The following is a 20,638-nucleotide window of genomic DNA, read 5'->3' on the forward strand; positions in this document are numbered from 1 at the left end:
AACATTTTCACTCCTATAACAATATCGAAGACCCAACCTACCCTCTTAAATCTTCATTATACCCATTGACCATTCAAATTTCTTTTGATCATGAGTGATGCATTGCAAAAGACCATAACACTCTTATTATTAATTGGTTTGGGACTTCTTCTCAAATCCAAGTTTAAAAACAAAGACCAGACAAACGGGATTAAGGAGATCATTTTGTCCGTTGCATTGCCTTCTACGATCTTTATTTCTTTAATGAAAATTGAAATAGATTCGTCGATGATCATCATTCCGTTGGTGACGCTGGTTTTTAACTTTTTGATGTTTTTCTCTGCGCCGCTTGCATTCTCATTGTTTGGTATTGAAAAAAACAGCCCCACAGGAAGGACTATGATGATGCTAATCCCATCGCTTGCGCCGGGTCTGTCGTGCTTCCCGTTTATTGCAGAATTTTTAGGTGAAAAGAGCCTCGCTATTGCAGCGCTGGCGGATGTGGGTAACAAGTTTTTTGTGCTCATTTCGCTTTACATTCTTGCGATGAACATGTTCCTTAAAAACAGCGATGATAAGGAAACGAAAATGGGCGGAAAATTGAAAAGCTTGTTTGCCAGCATGTTTCAGGAGCCTATCAATATTCTCATTTTCCTGGCGATTATCCTGCTGAGCGTCGGCATTAATTATAACAGCTTACCATTCGTTGTCACAGAAATTTTTGATAAAACCAGCGCCATGATGACGCCGCTTGTGCTGCTCTTCATTGGTCTGGCTGTTCAACTTAAAGAGGGCAAAAAACGCATTGTAGCGAGCATTTTGTTCTTCCGCGCAGGCATTACCATGATTATCAGCGCGGGAATGATTTACGTGCTGCATATCACGGACCTTTCCATGATTTTGTTAGCGATTGTAATTCCGTTGAGCGCAGCGAGTTTCTGGCCACTGGCGCACATTTCAGCATTCAATTTGCGGGAAGATGCCAAAGGTTTGCCTAAGGAAAAAAGAACATTTGACCTCGAACTTGCTGTGTTGCTGCTTGCATTCTCACTGCCATTTTCCACAATCCTGATCCTCGCTATACTTTCATCGGGTTCGTTTTTCGCACATACATCTACGTTGCTTACCAGCGGGATGATATTTATTGTCCTGGGCGCAGTCCCAAACGCTTTAAGTAAGGTGTTTGTAAAAATGTCAAAAGCCTGATTTTCAACCGAAATCCACATTTATGCATAAGTTCGCAATCACATCTGTCCTAGCCCTTTTATCATTCAATCTGATTGCCCAAACCGACATTACAGCTACTGACAATGTCAAGTCAGAATTAACCATCAAAGTATCCAGGAAGACGAAAAAACATCGTTATTTTTCAGACAATGCGCCGGTTACAATGGCCGACGGAAGTGTGAAATCGATTGCGGATATAAAGGTGGGTGAGCATGTAAAAACCTGCAAAGGCGGAAAAAGCATGGCTACGCAGGTGAAACAAATTGATGTGTATAACAAACCTGACTTTTCACTTACTGCTATTTATTTACGTCCCGTCGACGGAATCGCCAATTACGACCCAAAAATGATCCCCGCCCTCTTGCTGGAAGCAACGCCTAATCACCGCGTGCAGACAAACAGAGGTAAAAAACGCTTGAAAAAATTGAGCAAAAATGATATTCTCTATCATTATGAGCCTGCTACTGGCATCGTTTCGTCCTGGAAAGTAGGGGCTGTGAAGGAAAATGCAAGGTTCGTTTCAAAGGCCTACAACCTGGAAACAGAGGACGGCACTTATCTGGTAGACAATGTAATGGTTGCGCAATAATATTATTTACTCAACTTTCACTGACGGGATGCAGGCAACTGCATCCCGTTTTTGTTTGTACATTATCGCTTTGCAATTGCCAGTCAGCAAAACCTTTCCGACCTTTGCACCATAAAATGACTTCTTTCAATTGTGCCTGATATAAACACTTCATTGACGCCGGCGGAACTTGGTTTTGGCTTTCCAGCCGAATGGTTTCCCCACCGTGCCACCTGGCTTACATTTCCGCATAACGAGGCTTCCTGGCAGGGCGAAAGGCTTGCTAAAATGCGTCCGCAGTATCTGGCCTTCATTAAAGCCATTACTCAGGGTGAAAATGTAGGGATTATTGCCAATGATGAAAATCTCAAAACGTTCGTTTCCAAAGAGCTGGACCAAACTGGTGTCGATCTTTCCAAAATTGAATTTGTAATAAAACCGACGAACGACGCCTGGTGCAGGGATCACGGACCCTCTTTTGTTGTCAATGAAAAAACAAAGGAAAAAGCCATTGTAAACTGGGGCCATAATGCGTGGGGAGGCAAATATCCGCCCTATGACGACGATAACCGTACGCCACAGGCGATTGCTAATTACCTGAACCTGCCCGTTTTTAATCCAGGCATTATTATGGAAGGCGGCGCCGTGGAATTCAATGGAGCAGGAAGCTTGCTAACCAGCAAATCGTGCTTATTGAACCTGAACAGGAATCCGCATTTAAACCAGGCCCAAATCGAAGAAATCCTTTGCCAATATTACGGAGTCCAGCAAATTCTATGGGTCGAAGGTGGCATTGTGGGCGACGACACAGACGGCCACATTGACGACACCACGCGTTTTATCAACGAAGACACCGTCATTGCTTGCGTAGAACATGATAAGAACGATGAGAACTACAAGATCCTGCAAACCAACCTCCAAATGCTAAAAGGCATGCGACTGGTTAACGGCAAGCAGCTGAACATCATTGAAATCCCGATGCCCAAAGCCGTCATCATCGACGATTTCCGTACGCCGGGCTCCTATGCTAACTTTTTAATCTGCAATGCTGGGGTTATAACGCCGGTTTTCAATAACCAGAATGATCAGATTGCGATTGATATTCTGGAAAAAGCATTTCCTGAAAAGAAGATTATTCCCTTGGAAGCAACAGAGATCATCTGGGGTCAGGGAAGCTTCCACTGCCTGAGCCAGCAGGAGCCGTTGGTGTAGCCCATATCAACCTGTCACCCTGAGCGGAGTCGAAGGGTGGCAGACAACTAGTTCGCCAGCTCTGCCCACTCCTCAGGCTCGTGCAAAAACACATTATAATCCACAAACCCTCTGATCCCATCGGCCCAACCCTTTTCGCTGTGCTGCCAGAAAAGGACGTGGGCGTCAGAAGCCAGGTCGTCCAGGTGCGTGCGGGAGTAACCTGCTAGCCACAGCGGATATTCGTCGAAGTTTCCTGCAATGTATTTTTTGTAAAAATATTCATTGACGTAGATGATCGGTTTTACTCCGTAATGTGCTTCAATTTGTTCCAGCCAGTTTTTTACACCCTTTATAATGATGTCGTCCGGCTTGCTTGCGTGCGTTTCCAGATCCAGGACCGGCGGCAGGTCGCCCGGCTCCATCCGCACTTGCCCGATAAAGTTTTGAACCTGCCTGTCGGACATCACCCTTGGATTATAAAAGTGATAAGCGCCCCGGCGCATCCCTACCCGCTTTGCCTCCGCCCAGTTCCGCTTGAATTGTCTGTCGAGATGCGTTGCTCCTTCTGTGGCTTTAATGTATACAAAGTCAATCCCGACATTCTCCGAACGCGTTTTTTTGAGCTTATCCCAATTGATTTTTGCATTGTGATGTGAGACGTCAATGCCGTGAATGGCGTAACGAAGTGGCAACTTGATCCCGAACTTGGCGATGAATTCCCATTTGTTAACATCCTTTTTATCACTCCACCAGATCAGCACCCCAATGAACAGAATGACCCCGGCTATGATCGCCCAACCCTTTGCGGGCAATGGTTTCAAATACTTCACTTTGGCCGCCGAAGCCCGAACTTTCCTTTTTGCCATACGCTGCAAAAGTACAAAAGATCGTTGTTTGAATTGAAGGTTTGAAACCGATAAAAAGCTCATAGCGGCCTGAGGAAAATTCCAACCTTGCTATATCACAACTTTCTTATTATTTTAGAATAAAAAAGCATGGAATCCATTCTTATCAATCCGCGGAATAGCAAAGAGTTAAAACTCCTTTCCGAATTTCTTGAAAAAGAGAACATTTCTTCAAAGGTTCTTTCCGAGGAGCAACTGGAAGATGCAGGTCTAGCGATGCTCATGCGTGAAGCTGATCGCAGCCAAAAAGTGTCACGCGAAGAGATCATGCAAAAGCTGGAAAATCATTGAAAATTGAATTCCTGAGAAAGTTTTCCAAAGACCTGGACAACCTGCAAAAGCCACACATCAAGCTTGCACTGATTGACCTCATAAAGTCCCTCGAAGAAGCGGATACGCTCTCCAACATTCCCCATACCAAAAAAACTAAAAGGCTTCTCAAATGCCTATCGCATTCGGATCGGCGATTACCGGGTCGGAATTTTTGTCGAAAATAATATTGTTGAACTTGCCCGGATAGCCCATCGCAAAGACATTTATAAGGTTTTTCCGTAATCAGATACCCTTCAACTTTTCATTTAAGCTTTAACGACCACTCATTTTCCTAATCAACCACTCATGTACTATGTTATGCATAGTACCTGCCATAGCATTATGTTTGTCATGTTCAAACAGAACAAAAGATCAGAACCTTAAACAACTGTTAGCCATGAAAACTTCATTCAGAACCTTCGCATTAGTTATCGCATTCGTTGCTTCTTTCTCTTTTACCGCATTCGCTGACGAAAAAGAAAACAAAAAAGTAACCGGCTTCGGAACAGGTATTTTTGTAAGCAAAACCCACAAGCTGTTTGTAAGTGTGGACAAATACAATGATGCCCATGCAGTGCTAACATTGACTGACAAAAGTGGCAAAGCCATTTACCACGAAACACTTAACAAAAGAATCGATAAAATAAGAAAAGTGCTTGATATCAATAATTTACCAGCAGGAAGTTATACCATTGAGATTTTCAGCAACGGCGAGCGTTACAGCAAAACCATTGAAGTGGCTGAAAAATACACCCAACGCGCCATCAGCCTTCGGTAAGCAGTCTATTAGCCATGAAAGAATAATAATTAGCCAGAAAAATAAAATAAAGGGCCGCTGTTCAACAACAGCGGCCCTTTTTGCCTAAATATTGAACTAAGCTCAGATCACAACATTCACGATCCGCTTTGGAACTACAATCACTTTTTTCGCAGGATTTCCCTCCATCCAACGCTGAACCGTTTCGTTTGCCAACACTTCCTTTTCGATTTCAGAAGCCGGCGTATCCAGTGCAAACGTTAATGATGCCCGTACTTTTCCATTGATCTGAATCGGATATTCAAAGACTGAATCGGTTACGTGCTGCAATTCCCATTTCGGGAAAGTGGCTTTTGAAACCATTCCTTTTTCGTTGCCTAAAAGATCCCACAACTCCTCACTGATGTGCGGTGCATAAGGGGAGAGTAAAACAACAAGCTCCTGCAAAATTGCTTTGCTCTGACATTTAACAGCACCCAACTCATTGACACACACCATAAAGGCACTTACCGCCGTGTTGAACGAGAAGTTTTCAATGTCTTCTTCAATTTTCTTAATCGTCTTATGGAGGATTTTCAGCTCCTCTGGCTTTGCCGGAACGTCCTTCACCATCCATTGTCCCGCATCATTGAAAAACAACCGCCAAAGCTTGCGGATAAACCGATATGTCCCATCTATTCCGTTGGTATTCCAGGGCTTAGCCTGTTCCAGCGGCCCTAAAAACATTTCATACAAACGCAATGTGTCCGCTCCGTAACGCTCAACAATGTCGTCCGGATTGACTACATTAAACTTGGATTTGGACATTTTCTCCACTTCCACACCACACATGTATTTGCCATCTTCCAATATGAATGTCGGATTTTCACCTACAATATCGCGACGTGTTGCCTTGAACTTTTCAACATCCAAAACATCATTTTCCACAATATTAACATCCACATGCAATGCAGAAACCTCGTATTGCGAACGCAGACCTGCACTTACGAAGACCGGACTGCTATAATCATCACCCTTAACCCGATACACAAAATTGCTGCGCCCCTGGATCATTCCCTGGTTGATCAGCTTTTTGAATGGCTCTTCTTCCGGCACAAATCCACGGTCTTTCAGGAATTTATTCCAAAAACGGCTGTATAACAAATGCCCGGTTGCGTGCTCTGTGCCCCCAATGTACAGATCCACGTCGCGCCAGTAATCAATGGCTTCTTTCGACGCAAATTCTTCCTTGTTTTTCGGGTCCATATAGCGATACCAATACCAGCTGCTTCCCGCCCAGCCCGGCATGGTGCTCAGTTCATAACCGTTACCAGAACCGTGCGCCCAATCCTGCGCGCGGCCCAGAGGCGGTTCCCCGTTTTCTGTCGGCAAATATTTGTCAACTTCCGGCAAGTTCAGTGGCAACTCGTTCTCTTCTAATAAATATGGAAGCGGTTGTCCGGTGCTGTCATTTTTATAAAAAACAGGCACAGGCTCGCCCCAGTAACGCTGACGGCTGAAAACCGCGTCGCGCAAACGGTAATTGATTTTACCTTTTCCGATGCCTTTTTCTTCCAGCCAGTTGATCAAAACCTTGTTGGCCTCATGAAAAGTCAGGCCATTGATCATGCCTGAATTGATATAATGACCTTCCTTGGTCGAATCTGCCTGCGTTTCCGTTTCTTTTTGTGAGTCAAGGATTGGGATAATGGGAAGATTGAAATGTTGTGCAAAATTCCAATCGCGCTGATCGCCCGAAGGAACTGCCATTACAGCGCCCGTTCCGTAACCTGCTAATACATAATCTGCTATGTAAACAGGGATTTTTTCATCATTAAAAGGATTTACCGCATAAGCTCCTGTGAAAGCGCCCGAAACCGTTTTCACGTCAGACATCCGGTCGCGCTCCGATTTTTTCCTCGTTGAAGCAATGTATGCATCAATGTCGCCGCGTTGTTCGGGCGTTGTAATGATATCAACAAGCTCATGTTCAGGCGCAAGCACCATGAATGTTACGCCATAAATTGTGTCCACACGCGTCGTGAAAACCTCAATCACATTCTGGTGGCCATCAATGCCGAATTTGACCAATGCGCCCACCGAGCGTCCGATCCAGTTGCGTTGCTGCTCTTTCAATGATTCGGTCCAGTCTACCGTGTCCAGTCCATCGATCAAACGCTGTGAGTAAGCCGTAATGCGCATCATCCATTGGCGCATTAATTTCTGAACCACGGGAAATCCGCCCCTTTCCGAAACACCGTCCTTCACTTCATCATTAGAAAGCACCGAACCAAGCCCGGCGCACCAGTTTACTGTTGCATCCGCAACATAGGTAAGCCTGTATTTCAATGTCAGTTTATACTGGTCTTCCGCTGTCCAGGCATTCCATTCCTCTGCGGTAAAAATCGGCGTATCCTCGTCACAAGGCGCATTAACATCTTTATTTCCACTCTTTTCAAAAATGGAAATCAGCGATTCTATTGGCTCTGCCTTGGCTGAATCGTTGTTATACCAGCTCTTGAAAAGTTCGATAAAGATCCATTGTGTCCATTTGTAATAATCCGGCTCGGAAGTACGCACTTCCCGCTTCCAATCGTAGCTGAAACCCAGATTTTTTAATTGCTCAATGTAGCGTGTAATGTTCTGTTCCGTGGTAATGGCCGGATGCTGGCCGGTCTGGATCGCATATTGCTCCGCTGGAAGACCAAAGCTGTCGAAACCCATCGGGTGCAGCACATTAAAGCCTTTCAACCTTTTGTAACGGGAATAAATATCGGACGCAATGTAACCCAGCGGGTGGCCCACATGCAATCCCGCGCCCGAAGGATACGGGAACATGTCCAACACATAATATTTGGGAAGGCTTGATTGGTTTTCGACGCTAAATGTGCCGTTGCTTTCCCAATATTGCTGCCATTTCTGCTCTATTTCCCTGTGACTGTAATCACTCATAACTTTTTCTATATTTCCTTATTCCGATAGGGGCTGGCACTATGCCTTGCCAAATTTCAAACTGACCGCAAAAATAGCGTTTTTGATTGTAATAAGGTTTACCCTAATCCACATTACATAGCGATCAGCCCATTCTCAGCGCTTGTAGAAAGTAATTCCCAATTCAAGTCAAATGACGGACGTAGCTTTCGGGCACGGGTTTTTAAGTTTTTTTATTAATTCAATTATATCTACTAATTAAAAACCGACATGAAAAACTTTATGATTGCGCTGTGTATGATGACTATAAGCTGCACAGCATCAGCACAATACGACCCGGCCTTCCGGTTTGGTATCAAAGCAGGAGCCAATTTGTCCAACATTAACGGAAGCAATGACCTGACATTGTCAGGCGGAAACAACCCTTTCAATTTCAAGGACAATGATAATCGTTCACTGGGCTTTGCAGGTGGTGTTTTCTTTCGTTTTGGTAAAACATTCTATATCCAGCCCGAGATTTTATTGTCACAAAAAGGAGGTCGTTTCAATGTTTATGAGGACGGCGTGCAAGATTCAAATGGAAAGGTTGATGTTCGCTTTTCGAACCTGGACGTGCCGATCCTGTTCGGGATAAGGGTTGCGAAATTCTTCCGCGTCAATGTTGGCCCGATGGCTTCATTGAGATTATCCAACAATGGTAAAATCGGCGATTCGTTTGATGTGATTACAGGTGAAAATTCCGCGCAATTTAAAAACCGCCTGGCATATGGCTATCAGGCGGGTGTAGGCGTGGACCTTGGACGACTTAGCCTGGATGTGCGTTACGAAGGAAATTTCACGGACATTGTGAAAGTGGAATTCGACAATGCTACAACGGCGTCGCAATTTGGAAAAAAAGGAAATTTGTTCCAGGCAACGCTTGGCTTTGCGATTTTCTAAACAAAAACATCAAGATACAAACGGGACCAGTGTTAAGACGGGTCCCGTTTTTTTGTTTTGTATGTTACCGCTGAATCTGCGGGCGATTTCTACTTTTGCATTTCTTTACCTAAATTGCCTGTATACGAAATCATCCATTACAGGCCGATTCAAACAGCGCAGTGGCAATAAATACAGATAATGTAAGGTTGGTTTTCGGGTTGAAGCTTAAACAGCTGCGACTGGACAAAGGAATGTCACTCAGTGAACTTTCTCAAAAATCGGGACTTTCGATTTCTTATATCAATGAAATTGAGAAAGGCAAAAAATACCCCAAATCCGATAAGATCATTGCCCTGGCCTCGGCTATGGATGTGGATTACGACACGCTTGTTTCACTGAAACTGACCAAACGCCTCGAGCCGATCTCTGACCTGCTGAGCTCCAATGTGCTTACAGAGCTCCCACTGGAACTGTTTGGAATTGATCCCGCTAACCTGCTCGAAATCCTTTCCGACGCCCCGGCCAAGATCAGCGCATTTGTAGGAACATTGATTGAAATTGCGCGTAATTATAATATGTCGATCGAGAAGTTCTACTTCTCGGCATTGCGCACTTACCAGGAAATGCACGACAATTATTTTGAGGACATTGAGCTGGAAGCAGAGCGCTTTCTGATAGAAAACAATGTGGATCAAAATCAGATCCTGAATGAAACAGATCTGGCTGGAATCTTAAAATCGCGCTTTAATTATTCCATTGAAAATATCAATGAAAAGGCAAATCCCGAATTTTCCAGCGTGCGTTCCCTGACCATTACCAACCCGAACGGCAATCGTTTGCTGATGAATAACCATCTTTCGTCTGTTCAGCGGGCGTTTATTTTCGGACGGGAAATTGGTTACCTGTATTTAAATCTGAAAAACCGGTTGCATACCACCGCATTGGTGGAGGCGGAGTCGTTTGAGCAGCTGCTTAATAACTTCAAAGCATCGTATTTTTCGAGTGCGATTATTATCAAAAGAAGCTTACTGGTGCCCGCAGTCGCAGCGGTTTTTGAACAAAAAATGTGGCAGCCGCAGCAGCTTATCGACCTCATCCACAGGTTTAATACAACGCCGGAATCATTCTGCTACAGGCTAAGCAACATTTTGCCGCGTTACTTTGGGATTAATCAGATCTTTTTCTCCCGTTTCAACAATTTTGTTGGTCAGAATATTTTTGATATGACCAAGGAAATGCACATTTCCCGGAAACATTATCCGCACACCGTCAAGGACGAACATTATTGCAGGCGCTGGGTCGCATTGACCATTCTGAATGATCTGGGTGACATTATACGGCGTAAAGAGCAACCCGGAATACTTTGCAAAGCGCAGAAATCAACCTATCTGGATACCCGTGATGAATATCTGGTAATTAGTTTTGCCCTTCCCATGTCCCCCACTCCGGGCCTGAACGTGAGCGTATCGATGGGCATTTACCTGGATGCGCCTACACGCGAAAAATTACAGTTTCTGGACGATCCGTTTCTCGTAGCAAGAGAAGTAAACCAAACTTGCGAACGCTGCTCGCTGTTTGATTGCCGTGAAAGGATCGCAGCTCCCACTATTCTGCAAAAGCGGCATAAAAATGAAGAATTGAGGAAGGCTTTGAAAAGAATGATCAATTAAATTTATGGCAATAGGGGAATCATAGCAGTTAAATGTCTGACAAAAGGAAGGTCGTGCGCAATCCGATTAAAGTTCGATTAAAAATTTCTTAGAATTTATAATCGTAAATCCTGCCACCACCTTCAAGACTATATTTGTTAAATATTTGACACCACTGCTATGCCTGGCACATATGAGTTTGAGGATTTTCTTTTAAAAGTCTCCACTCCGTTTTATTTGTTGCTGATCTGCGTCGAAATCTTCCTGACTTACCGGCCTTCGCACGACCATCATAGTCCGCGCGCTTCCTATAATTTCAAAGACAGCTTTACCAATGCGCTGCTAATGCTCCTGAATGGCGGCATAGACCTTTTATTTAGGACGGCTTATGTGGGCGTGCTGATCTGGTTTTACAATATGGGTTTGAAAACAGCCATTACCAATCCGTTTTTTTACTGGTTCAGCCTGTTCCTTTTCGAAGATCTGGCCTTTTATACATTGCATTATGTGGATCACCACAGCAGGTTATTCTGGGCAGTGCATGTTACGCATCATTCTTCCGAGCATTTCAATTTGACCACTGGTTTCCGTTCTTCTGTTTTCCAACCGCTTTACCGTTTTGTGTATTTTATTCCAGTGGCACTTGTCGGATTTAATCCGGCCGATATCATCATCATGTACTCCCTGACGCAGATTTACGGCATTATTGTGCATACAGAATATGTAGGCAAACTCGGTTGGCTCGAATATATTTTCGTAACCCCTTCTCATCATCGTGTTCACCATGCGAGCAATGTCCAGTATCTGGACAAAAACATGGGCATGTGCCTGATCATCTGGGACCGCATTTTTGGCACATTTCAGGAAGAACTGGAAACCGTGCCGCCCGTTTACGGATTGACCAAACCGATCGAAAACGCAACGCTGGCAAACACCGTTTTGCACGAGTGGAAGGAAATTGGAAAGGATTTCAAACAAAAAGCAAACCTTCGGACGAAGCTCAACTATCTGATCAAAGCGCCAGGCTGGTCCCACGACGGTTCAAGGCAAACTACAAAAGATCTGCAAAACAACTTATCCCGAAATAACGGATCCGAAACTCAGTCGCCGAAAGCCGAGATTATTTAAAGGCCTGAATTCCCGTAATTTCTGCGCCCAGGATCAGCAAATGAATGTCATGCGTGCCTTCGTAAGTGATCACCGATTCCAGGTTCATCATATGCCGCATTATTGGATACTCGCCTGAAATGCCCATTGCACCCAAAATTTGCCGACATTCCCTGGCTATTTGAAGCGCCGTAGCCACATTGTTACGCTTTGCCATGGAAATTTGCGTGGTTGTGGCTTTATTATCATTCATTAATGTGCCCAGCCTCCACGCCAGGAGCTGCGCTTTGGTAATTTCGGTGAGCATTTCAGCCAACTTTCTTTGTGTCAATTGAAAAGCGGCAATGGGTTTATCAAATTGAATACGTTCCGCTGCATATTTCACCGCGGTTTCATAACAGTCCATCGCAGCCCCAATAACTCCCCATGAAATGCCATAACGTGCTTTATCCAGACATTGCAGCGGCGCTTTCAGTCCGGATGCTTGGGGTAAAATATTTTCTTCGGGAATAAATACATCGTTAAAAACCAACTCTCCGGTGGCACTCGCCCTTAATGACCATTTGTTATGAATTTCAGGCGTTGAAAATCCTTCCATTCCGCGCTCCGCAATTAATCCACGCACTTTGCCTTCACTGTCCCTCGCCCATACGATTGCTATATCCGCAAACGGAGCATTGGAAATCCACATTTTCGAGCCGTTGAGGCGATAACCGTTTTCTGTTTTGGAAATTTTGGTCTGCATACCGGCTGGGTTGGAGCCATGATCCGGCTCGGTCAATCCGAAGCAGCCGATCATTTCGCCGCTGGCCAGGCCGGGAAGATATTTGCGCTTTTGTTCTTCGGAGCCAAAGGCAAAAATCGGCCACATCACCAGCGAGCTCTGCACAGAAATCGTTGAACGCATTCCCGAATCGCCTCTTTCGATTTCCTGGCACATTAAGCCATAACTGATGTAATCCAAACCGCCACCGCCATATTCCGCAGGAATCGTCGCGCCAAACAAACCAATCTCACCAAATTTTTTAATCAAATGCAGTGGAAATTCCGCTCTCTGCGCATAGTCCTCAATGATCGGTTTGATCTCCTTATCTGAAAAGTCTTTGACCGCACTTGCAATCAGTTGCTGCTCAGTAGTGAGCAGGTCATCGATATTGAAGAAATCTGTGGTTGGCATGGAGTTAAAGTCAATCAAGCAAACATCAACTTACCTTTGGGTTTTGAAATTTCCCGTCCAAGCGCTTCGGCAGTCTCAATCCATTGATCGATCACAATTTGCGCATTCAGCAGCGCTTCATTTTGCGTAGGGCCATCCGCCATGCATCCAGGTAATTCCGGAACTTCCACAACAAATGTGTTGTCCTCTTCGCTCCAATACATAATTAACTCGTATTTGCTATTCATAACTTACAAGTTTGTATTTCAAAATAATCCCTCTCACCTGTTTCACCTGGTATGATTTAGCCTTATTACCATCAGGTTGAATATTTACAATTTCCACAATATTTTACTTATAAAAAATTCTGTGGCTTCCTCCTGTCGTCTTTTCTGTGAAACCCAGGTTTATTAAAATTAATCTTAGATCATCAAAACTAAAATTGCTGTCAGCAGATCCTGAAAGTAACTTTAACATCAGCTTATCAAATTTTCCCATGTTACGAATTAATTGTAGTGTGTGATACTCTGTTATGATATCGAGGCTAGCCAAAAGGTTCATCAAATTTCCCTGCACAAGATAACAACAGTTACAACCAATGTTGCAGAAATAGCGTCTTTCCAGTTGAAACCTTAATGCTCAAAAGCCATGAAAATCCGCTACTCAATAATGATTACCCTCTTGTTTGTCAGCATGTTTTCATGCAAAGACGACGACGTTCAAGTCGAAAATAACGGCTTGGTAGGCAAATGGAAAATGGTTGAATTTTTGAATGATCCGGGCGACGGCAGCGGTGAATTTCAAAAAGCCTCAGAAGGCGAGTCCAGTGTGGTAGAGTTTAAGGCAAACGGTGATTTCAACGAAATTAAAGGAGCGTTATATTCCTCCATTAACTCATACACAAAATATAAAATTCTCAGCAACTCAAAGATCGAACTCAGCGGCGCACCTGCCAGCAGCGCTTATCCCACTCATAACTGGACTTACGATGATCTGACGCCTACATCCGTAACGCTGGGCTTTGGTTGTGATGAAACATGTGCGGGAAAGTTTGTAGCCATTGAATAACAGGCATTATTTCAACCAATCCTTAAATATTTGAGCACTATACACCAAATCTTTTTTGTGTGCTTCAACAGCGTCCATAGTTTTCGGTGAAGTTTTTTCAAGACATTGTTCCAAAACCAGGTGTGGTGTAACATTCATTGCTTTCAATGCCGCAACGAGGCGGCGGTAATCAATGTCGCCGTCACTAAATGCCTCCTGCCAGATTCCGTCTTTGGATTGCCGCAAATGCAGTTCTACGATTCGCTGTCCGTACAATTTGACAATATCAAAAAGCGCAATCTGCGAATTTCCCGAGCCCCGGTAAACCCAATGCACATCCAGGCAGAGTGAAACATTTTTGGGATCTGTGGCAAGCAGCATATGATGGAATTCCCGCGCAGCCGCACGCAGCTCCACGTCGTGCGTATGGTATGCGAGTGTCATACCGCGTTTTTTCAGCTCTGCACCCAGTTTGTCGAGATTTTTGGCTTGTTCTGCGAGTTCAGCATCATTTTTGTTATCGGGGCTGCCCCATTTAAGCGGGTTAGGATTGGTCACAATGATCTTGGTGTCAGCAGGCTTCAATGCATCCGCAATCGCCAGCACAGATTCAATGGATTTCGTTGCCTCATCGGCCTTATGAAGCGAGCTGTTCACGTAAACCGACGGCATTACAAGCTGATATTTTTTTAAAACAGGCAATAACTTTCCGACCTCATCGGCTTGCGTAAATGCGGGCTCATATGCTTTCAGACCCGTTGAAGCAAAATCTTTAAGCGACGCATCCAGGTTCGCTCCCCAGTCTTTCCCTTCCCGATCGTAAAAGGTAATCCATGAATATTGATTGCAGGAAATGGGAAAAGTGCGTACTATGCCTTCCGTTCCGGGCAAAAATGCAGCTCCGGCCGATACAGCCAGTGAATTAATAAATGTTCTCCGATCCATGGTCATGACGCAAAGCTGTTAACAAGTTCAGGTAATTTTAATCAAAGGTTAAAATGGAAGAATATTACCGTCTTCCTTACCTTTGCACCATTAAAGGATAAATCCCTTTCCAAAATGCATCAAACGCTTCAACTAACACTGGCGCCCGAAATCGCGCTGGACGACGAGAATTTCCGTCAGCATATCATCAAAAAATTGCGGCTGCGTGCCACCGATACGCCCATTATCCGCAAAACCCGACAATCCATAGACGCCCGCAGCCGGCAGGTGAAAGTAAATGTGCAGGCAGAAGTCTATGTTAACGAAACGCCGCCATCGCTGATTGGTTTTCAGCTGGATTATCCCGATGTGAGTAAAAAACCACAGGCAATAATCATCGGTTGCGGCCCGGCGGGCATGTTCGCAGCATTACGGTTGATCGAGCTGGGCATTAAGCCCATTATTTTTGAAAGAGGAAAAGATGTGCGCGCAAGACGCCGTGATCTGGCGGCGATTAATAAAGAACACATTGTCAATCCCGAGTCCAATTATTGCTTTGGCGAAGGCGGTGCAGGAACTTACTCGGATGGAAAACTGTACACGCGTTCCAACAAGCGCGGCGACATTAGGCGCGTCCTGGAAATATTCGTAGGCCACGGCGCCAGCGAGCAGATCCTGATCGATACGCACCCGCATATAGGCACCAACAAGCTCCCTGTTGTGGTTTCCGAAATGCGCGAAAGCATTCTGAAAGCAGGCGGTGAGATTCACTTCGACACCAAGGTCACCGATCTTATCATTGACCAAAACACATTAAAAGGCGTCATTACAGATGATAACAAGGAACATTTGGGCATCGGTGTGATCCTCGCAACGGGACATTCCGCCAGGGATATTTACGAATTGCTGGATGCGAAAAAGATCCTGATCGAGAGCAAATCGTTTGCCATGGGCGTGCGCATTGAACATCCGCAAAACACCATTGACAAGATCCAGTATCATTGCGAAAAGGATCGTGGGCCTTATTTGCCGGCCGCTTCATATAGCTTGGTCACCCAAACGCGCTATAAGGGTATCCAGCGTGGTGTTTTCTCCTTTTGTATGTGTCCGGGCGGTTTCATTGTGCCTGCGGCAACGGCTTCCGGGGAAGTGGTCGTCAATGGCATGTCGCCCTCGCGCCGTGATTCGCCTTATGCCAATTCTGGTATTGTGGTCTCCATTGAGGAGCATGATCTTTCGCCTTACAAAGAGTTCGGCGCATTGGCCGGATTGCAGTATCAAAAAGAAATTGAGCAGGCTGCATGCCGGTTTGCCGGCGCCACGCAGACAGCTCCTGCGCAGCTTGCATTAGATTTTGTGAAAGGAAAAGTTTCTTCACAGTTACGTGAAACCTCATATCAGCCTGGCTTGCAATCGGTTGATTTGCGGGAAATTTTGCCGGCTGAAATCGCTTTTCCGCTCAGCGAAGCGCTTTCGGATTTTGGACAAAAAATGAGGGGCTATCTTTCCGGCGACGCGCAATTGATCGGTGTAGAAAGCCGCACCTCATCGCCCGTGAGGATCCCCCGAGAAACCGAAACCTGCGAGCATCCCGAACTAAAAGGCTTGTTCCCCTGCGGCGAAGGAGCCGGTTACGCCGGAGGCATTATGTCGGCCGCTATGGACGGTGAACGCTGCGCCGCACAACTCGCAAAATTATACGCCAACAAGAAAATCCAATAACTTCCGTATCCATCGTTGTATTCTTATATTTGCATAAATGACGTTTGGAAGAAATTCCATATCACACACTATTTTATGCCAGAGATTTTCAGAATGTTCGGGATGAAGTTTTTCTTTTATAGCCTTGAACATTTACCCATTCACATTCATGTCCGAAATGCGGACGGAACTGCCAAGTTTGAAATAAACCCGGTCAAGCTGGTTGAAAGTCATGGCATTAAGACCAAAGACCTGGTACTTGCCGAGGCTCTGGTTGAAGAAAACAAAGAACTGATCACGAAAAAGTGGCAGCAATTTCATGGCTAATGAGCATGTTAATTTTCTAAATTCTGAATGATATGAAAATTAAAAACGTATGGTTCGACGCCTCAAACATTTATGTTGTTACAGATAGCGGACATACAATTGGGAATCCGCTGGAATGGTTTATAAGGCTTAAAAATGCCACTTCTGAACAACGGGAAAAGTTTGAGATCGGCCCTGAGGGTAACAGCTTGCATTGGGAAGAAATTGATGAAGACCTGAGCCTGGAAAGTCTCTTCGATTTCAAGCGCGAGCTGCATTATGCCAAAATCTGACACCTAACCTTACTCAATAACCTGCCTCTATGGCCACTTTGGGATCCTTTTCCTTATTTGTTAATGCACTCACTCAAAAACTGAAATATCCGCTGCCCGGTGAATCAGCGCACCGGATCATGCAGGCCTCCTCAAAACTCCGACTGACTTTTAAACCTAACGCCCGCACCCGCAAAAGCGCCGTCCTGGTTCTATTTTATCCTTATAAAGACGAAATCTATTTCCCCTTAATCCTGCGCCCGGCGTACGATGGCGTACATTCGGGACAAGTTGCCTTCCCTGGCGGCCGCTTTGAACCGACAGATGAAAACCTCATTCGCACGGCGTTGCGGGAAGCCCAGGAAGAGATCGGTCTTCGGCTGAATGATGTGAAAATTTTGGGTGTCCTAACCGAATTATTTATACCGGCGAGCAACTTTTATGTGTTGCCGGTCATCGCTACAATGCCATACCGACCCGACTTTTACCCCGATCCGCGTGAGGTGGAAGATATTTTTGAGATCAAATTAGAAGAGATTTCTGATATTGACATTATCGGTTCCGGTGACATACAAGTGCGTGGCGAACAGGTCCATGCGCCGCATTACATGGTGCAGGGATACAAAATATGGGGCGCAACAGCTATGATGATCAGTGAGCTTCTGACCGTCCTGAACGCGCCGGAAGGTGACCCTGAAAGCTAGAAATTATCTCTTTATTTGCTATATTAGCAGGTAATTCAAAAAGATCTTCCGGTAAACGCTGCCCTGTTCCGTCCTTTTGGAATGGATTTGCGCTGCATCACAAACCGGCTGGTAATGATTACCTTACAAGAATTTACTGAGTACTTAAAACCTGGTTCCTCCTTCATTTATGGACGAAAACGGAGCTACGCCTGACGTAGAAGATAGCGGATTGCACGATAAACTGCCCATTTCGGGACTATATGAAAGTTGGTTTCTTGATTATGCATCTTATGTAATTCTGGAACGTGCCGTTCCAGCTGTTGAAGACGGCCTTAAACCCGTTCAAAGGCGTATTATGCACGCCTTGAACGAGATGGACGACGGTCGTTTCAACAAAGTTGCCAATGTCGTGGGTTCTTCCATGCAATATCACCCGCACGGGGATGCGTCCATCTACGACGCGATTGTAAACATCGGCCAGAAAGAATTGCTTTTCGACACCCAGGGAAACTGGGGCGATATCCGCACGGGCGACGGCGCTGCGGCTGCGCGTTATATTGAGGTCCGTTTGTCGCGATTTGCCAAAGAAATTGTTTTTAACGACGATACAACGGAATGGCAACTGTCCTACGACGGACGTAAGCGCGAGCCGGTAACATTGCCTGTAAAATTCCCGCTGCTGCTTTCCTTAGGGGTGGAAGGAATTGCGGTAGGCTTATCCACCAAAATCCTCCCGCACAATTTCTGCGAGCTGATCGAAGCTTCTATCAGCATACTGCAAGGTAAGGACGTCACGATCTATCCCGACTTCCTGACCGGCGGACAAATCGATATTTCCAATTACAACGATGGCCACCGGGGTGGAAAAGTAAGGGTTCGCGCGCGGATTGAGGAAGAAGACAAGAAAATGCTGGTAATCCGCGACATTCCATTCGGGACAACGACGACATCCATCATTGATTCCATTATTAAGGCCAATGATTCGGGAAAAATCAAGATCCGGAAAGTGGTTGATAACACCGCTGCGGAGGTTGAAATCCAGGTTCACCTGGCGCCTGGCGTGTCGCCTGACATTACCATGGATGCGCTATATGCATTTACAGAATGTGAGGTTTCCATTTCGCCCAATGCTTGTATCATTATCGCCGACAAGCCGCATTTTGTTGGTGTAACGGAAATTTTAAAATACAACACCGGGCAAACAGTTCATTTGCTGCAGCGCGAGCTTGAAATCAAGCGGTTAGCATTGCTGGAAAAGATCCTTTATGGCTCTTTGGAGAAAATATTTATTGAAAACCGCATTTACCGCGACATCGAAGAATGCGAAACTTTTGAGGCCGTTATCCGGACCATTGACAAAGGACTGGAACCTTATAAGCCGCAATTCTATCGGGAAATCACAGACGACGACATTGTTGAGCTGACCGAAATTAAAATCAAGCGTATATCAAAATACGACGGTTACAAGGCGGACGAGTTAATGAAGAAGTGGCAGGAAGAATTGGCAGAAACCGAGGATAACCTGGTGCATATCACCCGCTTTGCTATCGAGTATTACAAAGATCTGCTCAAAAAATATGGCAAGGGCCGCGGTCGTAAAACCGAGATCCGCGCATTCAACCAGATCTCCGCAAACATCGTTGCAGCCAATAACCAGAAATTGTATGTAAACCGTGCAGAAGGATTTATTGGTTATGGACTCAAAAAAGACGAATTCGTTACAGACTGCTCGGATATTGACGATATCATTGTTTTTAAGTCGGACGGAAGATGCCTGGTTACAAAAATTCAGGAAAAGGTTTTTGTTGGAAAAGATATCATTCACTGTGCGGTTTTTGTCAAAAACGATGAACGCATGGTTTATAACCTCGTTTATGTAGACGGTAAAACGGGCGTTTCATACATCAAAAGATGCCAGATAACCGCCGTGACCCGCGACCGCGAGTACGAGCTCACGCAAGGGACGCCGAAATCAAAAATCACTTACTTCACTGCGAATGAAAATGGTGAAGCAGAGATCATTGCGGTGAGCCTTTCGGCCCAGAGCAAGGCAAAAGTGAAACAATTTGACTTCAATTTTGCAGATCTGCTGATCAAAAACCGCAGTGCGATGGGTAACATTCTGACGAAATACCCGGTCAGGAAAATTGTGTTAAAACAAGCCGGACGCTCCACATTAGGCGGCGTTGACATGTGGTTTGACCCTATTATCGGCCGTCTGAACCGGGATGAGAGAGGTGAATATCTGGGTAACTTCGGCCCTTCCGACAGCATTCTGGTGATTTACAAAGAGGGTTCGTACGAATTAACGAACTTCGACCTTACCAATCATTACGTTTCCAATGAAGTGCTGCTCGTCAAAAAGTTTGATCCAAAACTGGCGATAACAGCGCTCTATTTTGACGGCGGTCAGAAAAACCATTTTATCAAGCGCTTCAACATTGAGACTTCCACCCGGGACAAAAAATTCGTCTTTATCAGCGATGCCAAAAACAGTAAGTTGTTGTTAGCGAGCACAGATAAGCGCCCGAGGCTGGAAATAACATTGCCAAAAACAGCGACAAAAGAACAGTCTAAGGAAGAATATCTGATTGAGGAAATGGTCGACGTCCGTGGCTGGCGTGCGATGGGGAACAAGCTGCCTAACGACAAATTCAAGGATGTGCGCTGGCTGGAACCGCTGCCGGAGCCTGAGGAAGAGGTTGTAACATCAACAGAAGTTACGGATGGGGACGTTGAGGATGTCGAAGTTGCAGATGAGGAAGTGGATGGAGACATTGCGGAAGGAGATGTTGCAGATGGAGAGATTGTAGACGCATCTCCTAACACCGGACCTCAGTCCGGGGAGGCAGGTGAGGCTGAGCCCGAAACCTCTGACGATGACCCAAAACCAGAAATAAAACCAAAGAAAGAACCAAAAAAGGGAAAAGATCAGAAGAATCAATTAGGGCTTTTTTGAATGTTGCACCCAAAATAAAAAAACAATAACGGCAACAAAGAACGCCGCTAACTGCGTA

At 45.2% G+C, this 20,638-nt stretch carries 20 protein-coding genes; 15 read left to right on the top strand and 5 right to left on the bottom strand.

The annotated features are described in order from the left end of the window. Positions 1-90 precede the first annotated feature (90 nt). From B5X68_RS14885 to B5X68_RS14895, 3 genes are all read left to right on the top strand, one after another. Positions 91-1,185, top strand: a complete 1,095-nt coding sequence (locus tag B5X68_RS14885; RefSeq protein ID WP_082215541.1) for an AEC family transporter — start codon at positions 91-93, stop codon at positions 1,183-1,185. Between the two features lie 22 nt (positions 1,186-1,207). Then, entirely contained in the window at positions 1,208-1,795 is a 588-nt protein-coding gene (locus tag B5X68_RS14890) for a Hint domain-containing protein (protein ID WP_082215542.1), read from the top strand. A gap of 132 nt (positions 1,796-1,927) precedes the next feature. Further along, positions 1,928-2,986, top strand: coding sequence for an agmatine deiminase family protein (locus B5X68_RS14895; protein ID WP_170916659.1), 1,059 nt, complete (start codon positions 1,928-1,930; stop codon positions 2,984-2,986). Between the two features lie 47 nt (positions 2,987-3,033). On the opposite strand, the gene B5X68_RS14900 is transcribed toward B5X68_RS14895, so the two are convergent. Further along, complete coding sequence (locus B5X68_RS14900) at positions 3,034-3,834, bottom strand: glycoside hydrolase family 25 protein (protein WP_082215762.1); 801 nt, start codon at positions 3,832-3,834, stop codon at positions 3,034-3,036. Between the two features lie 129 nt (positions 3,835-3,963). Here B5X68_RS14900 and B5X68_RS14905 point away from each other — a divergent pair, with 129 nt between their 5' ends. The 3 genes from B5X68_RS14905 to B5X68_RS14910 all read left to right on the top strand — a co-directional run bounded on the left by B5X68_RS14905 (position 3,964) and on the right by B5X68_RS14910 (position 4,963). Beyond that, positions 3,964-4,164: a hypothetical protein gene (locus B5X68_RS14905; RefSeq protein ID WP_082215543.1), complete on the top strand. Its 201-nt coding sequence runs from the start codon at positions 3,964-3,966 to the stop codon at positions 4,162-4,164. A gap of 123 nt (positions 4,165-4,287) precedes the next feature. Further along, complete coding sequence (locus B5X68_RS29475; protein WP_374754821.1) at positions 4,288-4,428, top strand: type II toxin-antitoxin system RelE family toxin; 141 nt, start codon at positions 4,288-4,290, stop codon at positions 4,426-4,428. 154 nt (positions 4,429-4,582) lie between these two features. Further along, the gene (locus tag B5X68_RS14910; RefSeq protein ID WP_141110308.1) at positions 4,583-4,963 is read left to right on the top strand and encodes a T9SS type A sorting domain-containing protein; all 381 of its coding nucleotides are present in this window, start codon (positions 4,583-4,585) and stop codon (positions 4,961-4,963) included. Positions 4,964-5,065: 102 nt separating this feature from the next. Here B5X68_RS14910 and leuS read toward each other — a convergent pair whose 3' ends face one another. Further along, positions 5,066-7,873: a leucine--tRNA ligase gene (leuS, locus tag B5X68_RS14915; protein WP_082215545.1), complete on the bottom strand. Its 2,808-nt coding sequence runs from the start codon at positions 7,871-7,873 to the stop codon at positions 5,066-5,068. A 249-nt stretch (positions 7,874-8,122) separates the two neighbouring features. Here leuS and B5X68_RS14920 point away from each other — a divergent pair, with 249 nt between their 5' ends. The 3 genes from B5X68_RS14920 (at position 8,123) to B5X68_RS14930 (ending at position 11,550) form a co-directional block, all read left to right on the top strand. Next, a complete protein-coding gene (locus tag B5X68_RS14920) occupies positions 8,123-8,791 on the top strand; it encodes a porin family protein (protein WP_082215546.1) in 669 nt (222 codons plus the stop codon). 161 nt (positions 8,792-8,952) lie between these two features. Beyond that, the gene (locus B5X68_RS14925; RefSeq protein ID WP_082215547.1) at positions 8,953-10,443 is read left to right on the top strand and encodes a helix-turn-helix domain-containing protein; all 1,491 of its coding nucleotides are present in this window, start codon (positions 8,953-8,955) and stop codon (positions 10,441-10,443) included. A gap of 159 nt (positions 10,444-10,602) precedes the next feature. Further along, positions 10,603-11,550 carry a sterol desaturase family protein gene (locus B5X68_RS14930; protein WP_082215548.1) on the top strand — a complete coding sequence of 316 codons (948 nt, stop codon included), beginning with the start codon at positions 10,603-10,605 and terminating at the stop codon, positions 11,548-11,550. Here the strand turns inward: B5X68_RS14930 and B5X68_RS14935 are convergent. Then, the gene (locus B5X68_RS14935) at positions 11,543-12,706 is read right to left on the bottom strand and encodes an acyl-CoA dehydrogenase family protein (RefSeq protein WP_082215549.1); all 1,164 of its coding nucleotides are present in this window, start codon (positions 12,704-12,706) and stop codon (positions 11,543-11,545) included. The genes B5X68_RS14930 and B5X68_RS14935 overlap by 8 nt on opposite strands. A 14-nt stretch (positions 12,707-12,720) precedes the next feature. Beyond that, a complete protein-coding gene (locus B5X68_RS14940) occupies positions 12,721-12,933 on the bottom strand; it encodes a type II toxin-antitoxin system HicB family antitoxin (protein ID WP_082215550.1) in 213 nt (70 codons plus the stop codon). A 400-nt stretch (positions 12,934-13,333) separates the two neighbouring features. On the opposite strand from B5X68_RS14940, the gene B5X68_RS14950 reads away from it, so the two are divergent. After that, the gene (locus tag B5X68_RS14950) at positions 13,334-13,753 is read left to right on the top strand and encodes a hypothetical protein (protein ID WP_141110309.1); all 420 of its coding nucleotides are present in this window, start codon (positions 13,334-13,336) and stop codon (positions 13,751-13,753) included. 6 nt (positions 13,754-13,759) lie between these two features. Here the strand turns inward: B5X68_RS14950 and B5X68_RS14955 are convergent, their stop codons facing one another. Then, complete coding sequence (locus tag B5X68_RS14955; RefSeq protein ID WP_082215552.1) at positions 13,760-14,683, bottom strand: sugar phosphate isomerase/epimerase family protein; 924 nt, start codon at positions 14,681-14,683, stop codon at positions 13,760-13,762. Positions 14,684-14,791: 108 nt separating this feature from the next. Here B5X68_RS14955 and B5X68_RS14960 point away from each other — a divergent pair, with 108 nt between their 5' ends. The 5 genes from B5X68_RS14960 to B5X68_RS14980 all read left to right on the top strand — a co-directional run bounded on the left by B5X68_RS14960 (position 14,792) and on the right by B5X68_RS14980 (position 20,580). After that, positions 14,792-16,378 (top strand): NAD(P)/FAD-dependent oxidoreductase, encoded by a 1,587-nt coding sequence (locus tag B5X68_RS14960; RefSeq protein ID WP_082215553.1) that lies wholly within the window; start codon positions 14,792-14,794, stop codon positions 16,376-16,378. Between the two features lie 75 nt (positions 16,379-16,453). Next, positions 16,454-16,684 (top strand): DUF4160 domain-containing protein, encoded by a 231-nt coding sequence (locus B5X68_RS14965; protein WP_229208427.1) that lies wholly within the window; start codon positions 16,454-16,456, stop codon positions 16,682-16,684. A gap of 32 nt (positions 16,685-16,716) precedes the next feature. Continuing rightward, complete coding sequence (locus tag B5X68_RS14970; RefSeq protein ID WP_082215555.1) at positions 16,717-16,956, top strand: DUF2442 domain-containing protein; 240 nt, start codon at positions 16,717-16,719, stop codon at positions 16,954-16,956. Between the two features lie 29 nt (positions 16,957-16,985). Beyond that, positions 16,986-17,639, top strand: a complete 654-nt coding sequence (locus tag B5X68_RS14975; protein WP_082215556.1) for an NUDIX hydrolase — start codon at positions 16,986-16,988, stop codon at positions 17,637-17,639. Positions 17,640-17,808: 169 nt separating this feature from the next. Then, positions 17,809-20,580 carry a DNA gyrase/topoisomerase IV subunit A gene (locus B5X68_RS14980; RefSeq protein ID WP_082215557.1) on the top strand — a complete coding sequence of 924 codons (2,772 nt, stop codon included), beginning with the start codon at positions 17,809-17,811 and terminating at the stop codon, positions 20,578-20,580. Positions 20,581-20,638: the final 58 nt, after the last annotated feature.

This window comes from Dyadobacter psychrophilus (genome assembly GCF_900167945.1).
Taxonomy (GTDB): domain Bacteria; phylum Bacteroidota; class Bacteroidia; order Cytophagales; family Spirosomataceae; genus Dyadobacter; species Dyadobacter psychrophilus.

Excerpts from the sequence above, each read along its gene's own strand:
- B5X68_RS14905 (WP_082215543.1), top strand. The coding sequence starts at position 3,964 with ATGGAATCCATTCTTATCAATCCGCGGAATAGCAAAGAGTTAAAACTC.
- B5X68_RS14910 (WP_141110308.1), top strand. The coding sequence starts at position 4,583 with ATGAAAACTTCATTCAGAACCTTCGCATTAGTTATCGCATTCGTTGCT.
- B5X68_RS14900 (WP_082215762.1), bottom strand. The coding sequence starts at position 3,834 with ATGGCAAAAAGGAAAGTTCGGGCTTCGGCGGCCAAAGTGAAGTATTTG.
- B5X68_RS14950 (WP_141110309.1), top strand. The coding sequence starts at position 13,334 with ATGAAAATCCGCTACTCAATAATGATTACCCTCTTGTTTGTCAGCATG.
- B5X68_RS14940 (WP_082215550.1), bottom strand. The coding sequence starts at position 12,933 with ATGAATAGCAAATACGAGTTAATTATGTATTGGAGCGAAGAGGACAAC.
- B5X68_RS14885 (WP_082215541.1), top strand. The coding sequence starts at position 91 with ATGAGTGATGCATTGCAAAAGACCATAACACTCTTATTATTAATTGGT.
- B5X68_RS14930 (WP_082215548.1), top strand. The coding sequence starts at position 10,603 with ATGCCTGGCACATATGAGTTTGAGGATTTTCTTTTAAAAGTCTCCACT.
- B5X68_RS14975 (WP_082215556.1), top strand. The coding sequence starts at position 16,986 with ATGGCCACTTTGGGATCCTTTTCCTTATTTGTTAATGCACTCACTCAA.
- B5X68_RS14965 (WP_229208427.1), top strand. The coding sequence starts at position 16,454 with ATGCCAGAGATTTTCAGAATGTTCGGGATGAAGTTTTTCTTTTATAGC.
- B5X68_RS14935 (WP_082215549.1), bottom strand. The coding sequence starts at position 12,706 with ATGCCAACCACAGATTTCTTCAATATCGATGACCTGCTCACTACTGAG.
- B5X68_RS14970 (WP_082215555.1), top strand. The coding sequence starts at position 16,717 with ATGAAAATTAAAAACGTATGGTTCGACGCCTCAAACATTTATGTTGTT.
- B5X68_RS14980 (WP_082215557.1), top strand. The coding sequence starts at position 17,809 with ATGGACGAAAACGGAGCTACGCCTGACGTAGAAGATAGCGGATTGCAC.
- B5X68_RS14920 (WP_082215546.1), top strand. The coding sequence starts at position 8,123 with ATGAAAAACTTTATGATTGCGCTGTGTATGATGACTATAAGCTGCACA.
- B5X68_RS14890 (WP_082215542.1), top strand. The coding sequence starts at position 1,208 with ATGCATAAGTTCGCAATCACATCTGTCCTAGCCCTTTTATCATTCAAT.
- B5X68_RS14955 (WP_082215552.1), bottom strand. The coding sequence starts at position 14,683 with ATGACCATGGATCGGAGAACATTTATTAATTCACTGGCTGTATCGGCC.
- leuS (WP_082215545.1), bottom strand. The coding sequence starts at position 7,873 with ATGAGTGATTACAGTCACAGGGAAATAGAGCAGAAATGGCAGCAATAT.
- B5X68_RS14960 (WP_082215553.1), top strand. The coding sequence starts at position 14,792 with ATGCATCAAACGCTTCAACTAACACTGGCGCCCGAAATCGCGCTGGAC.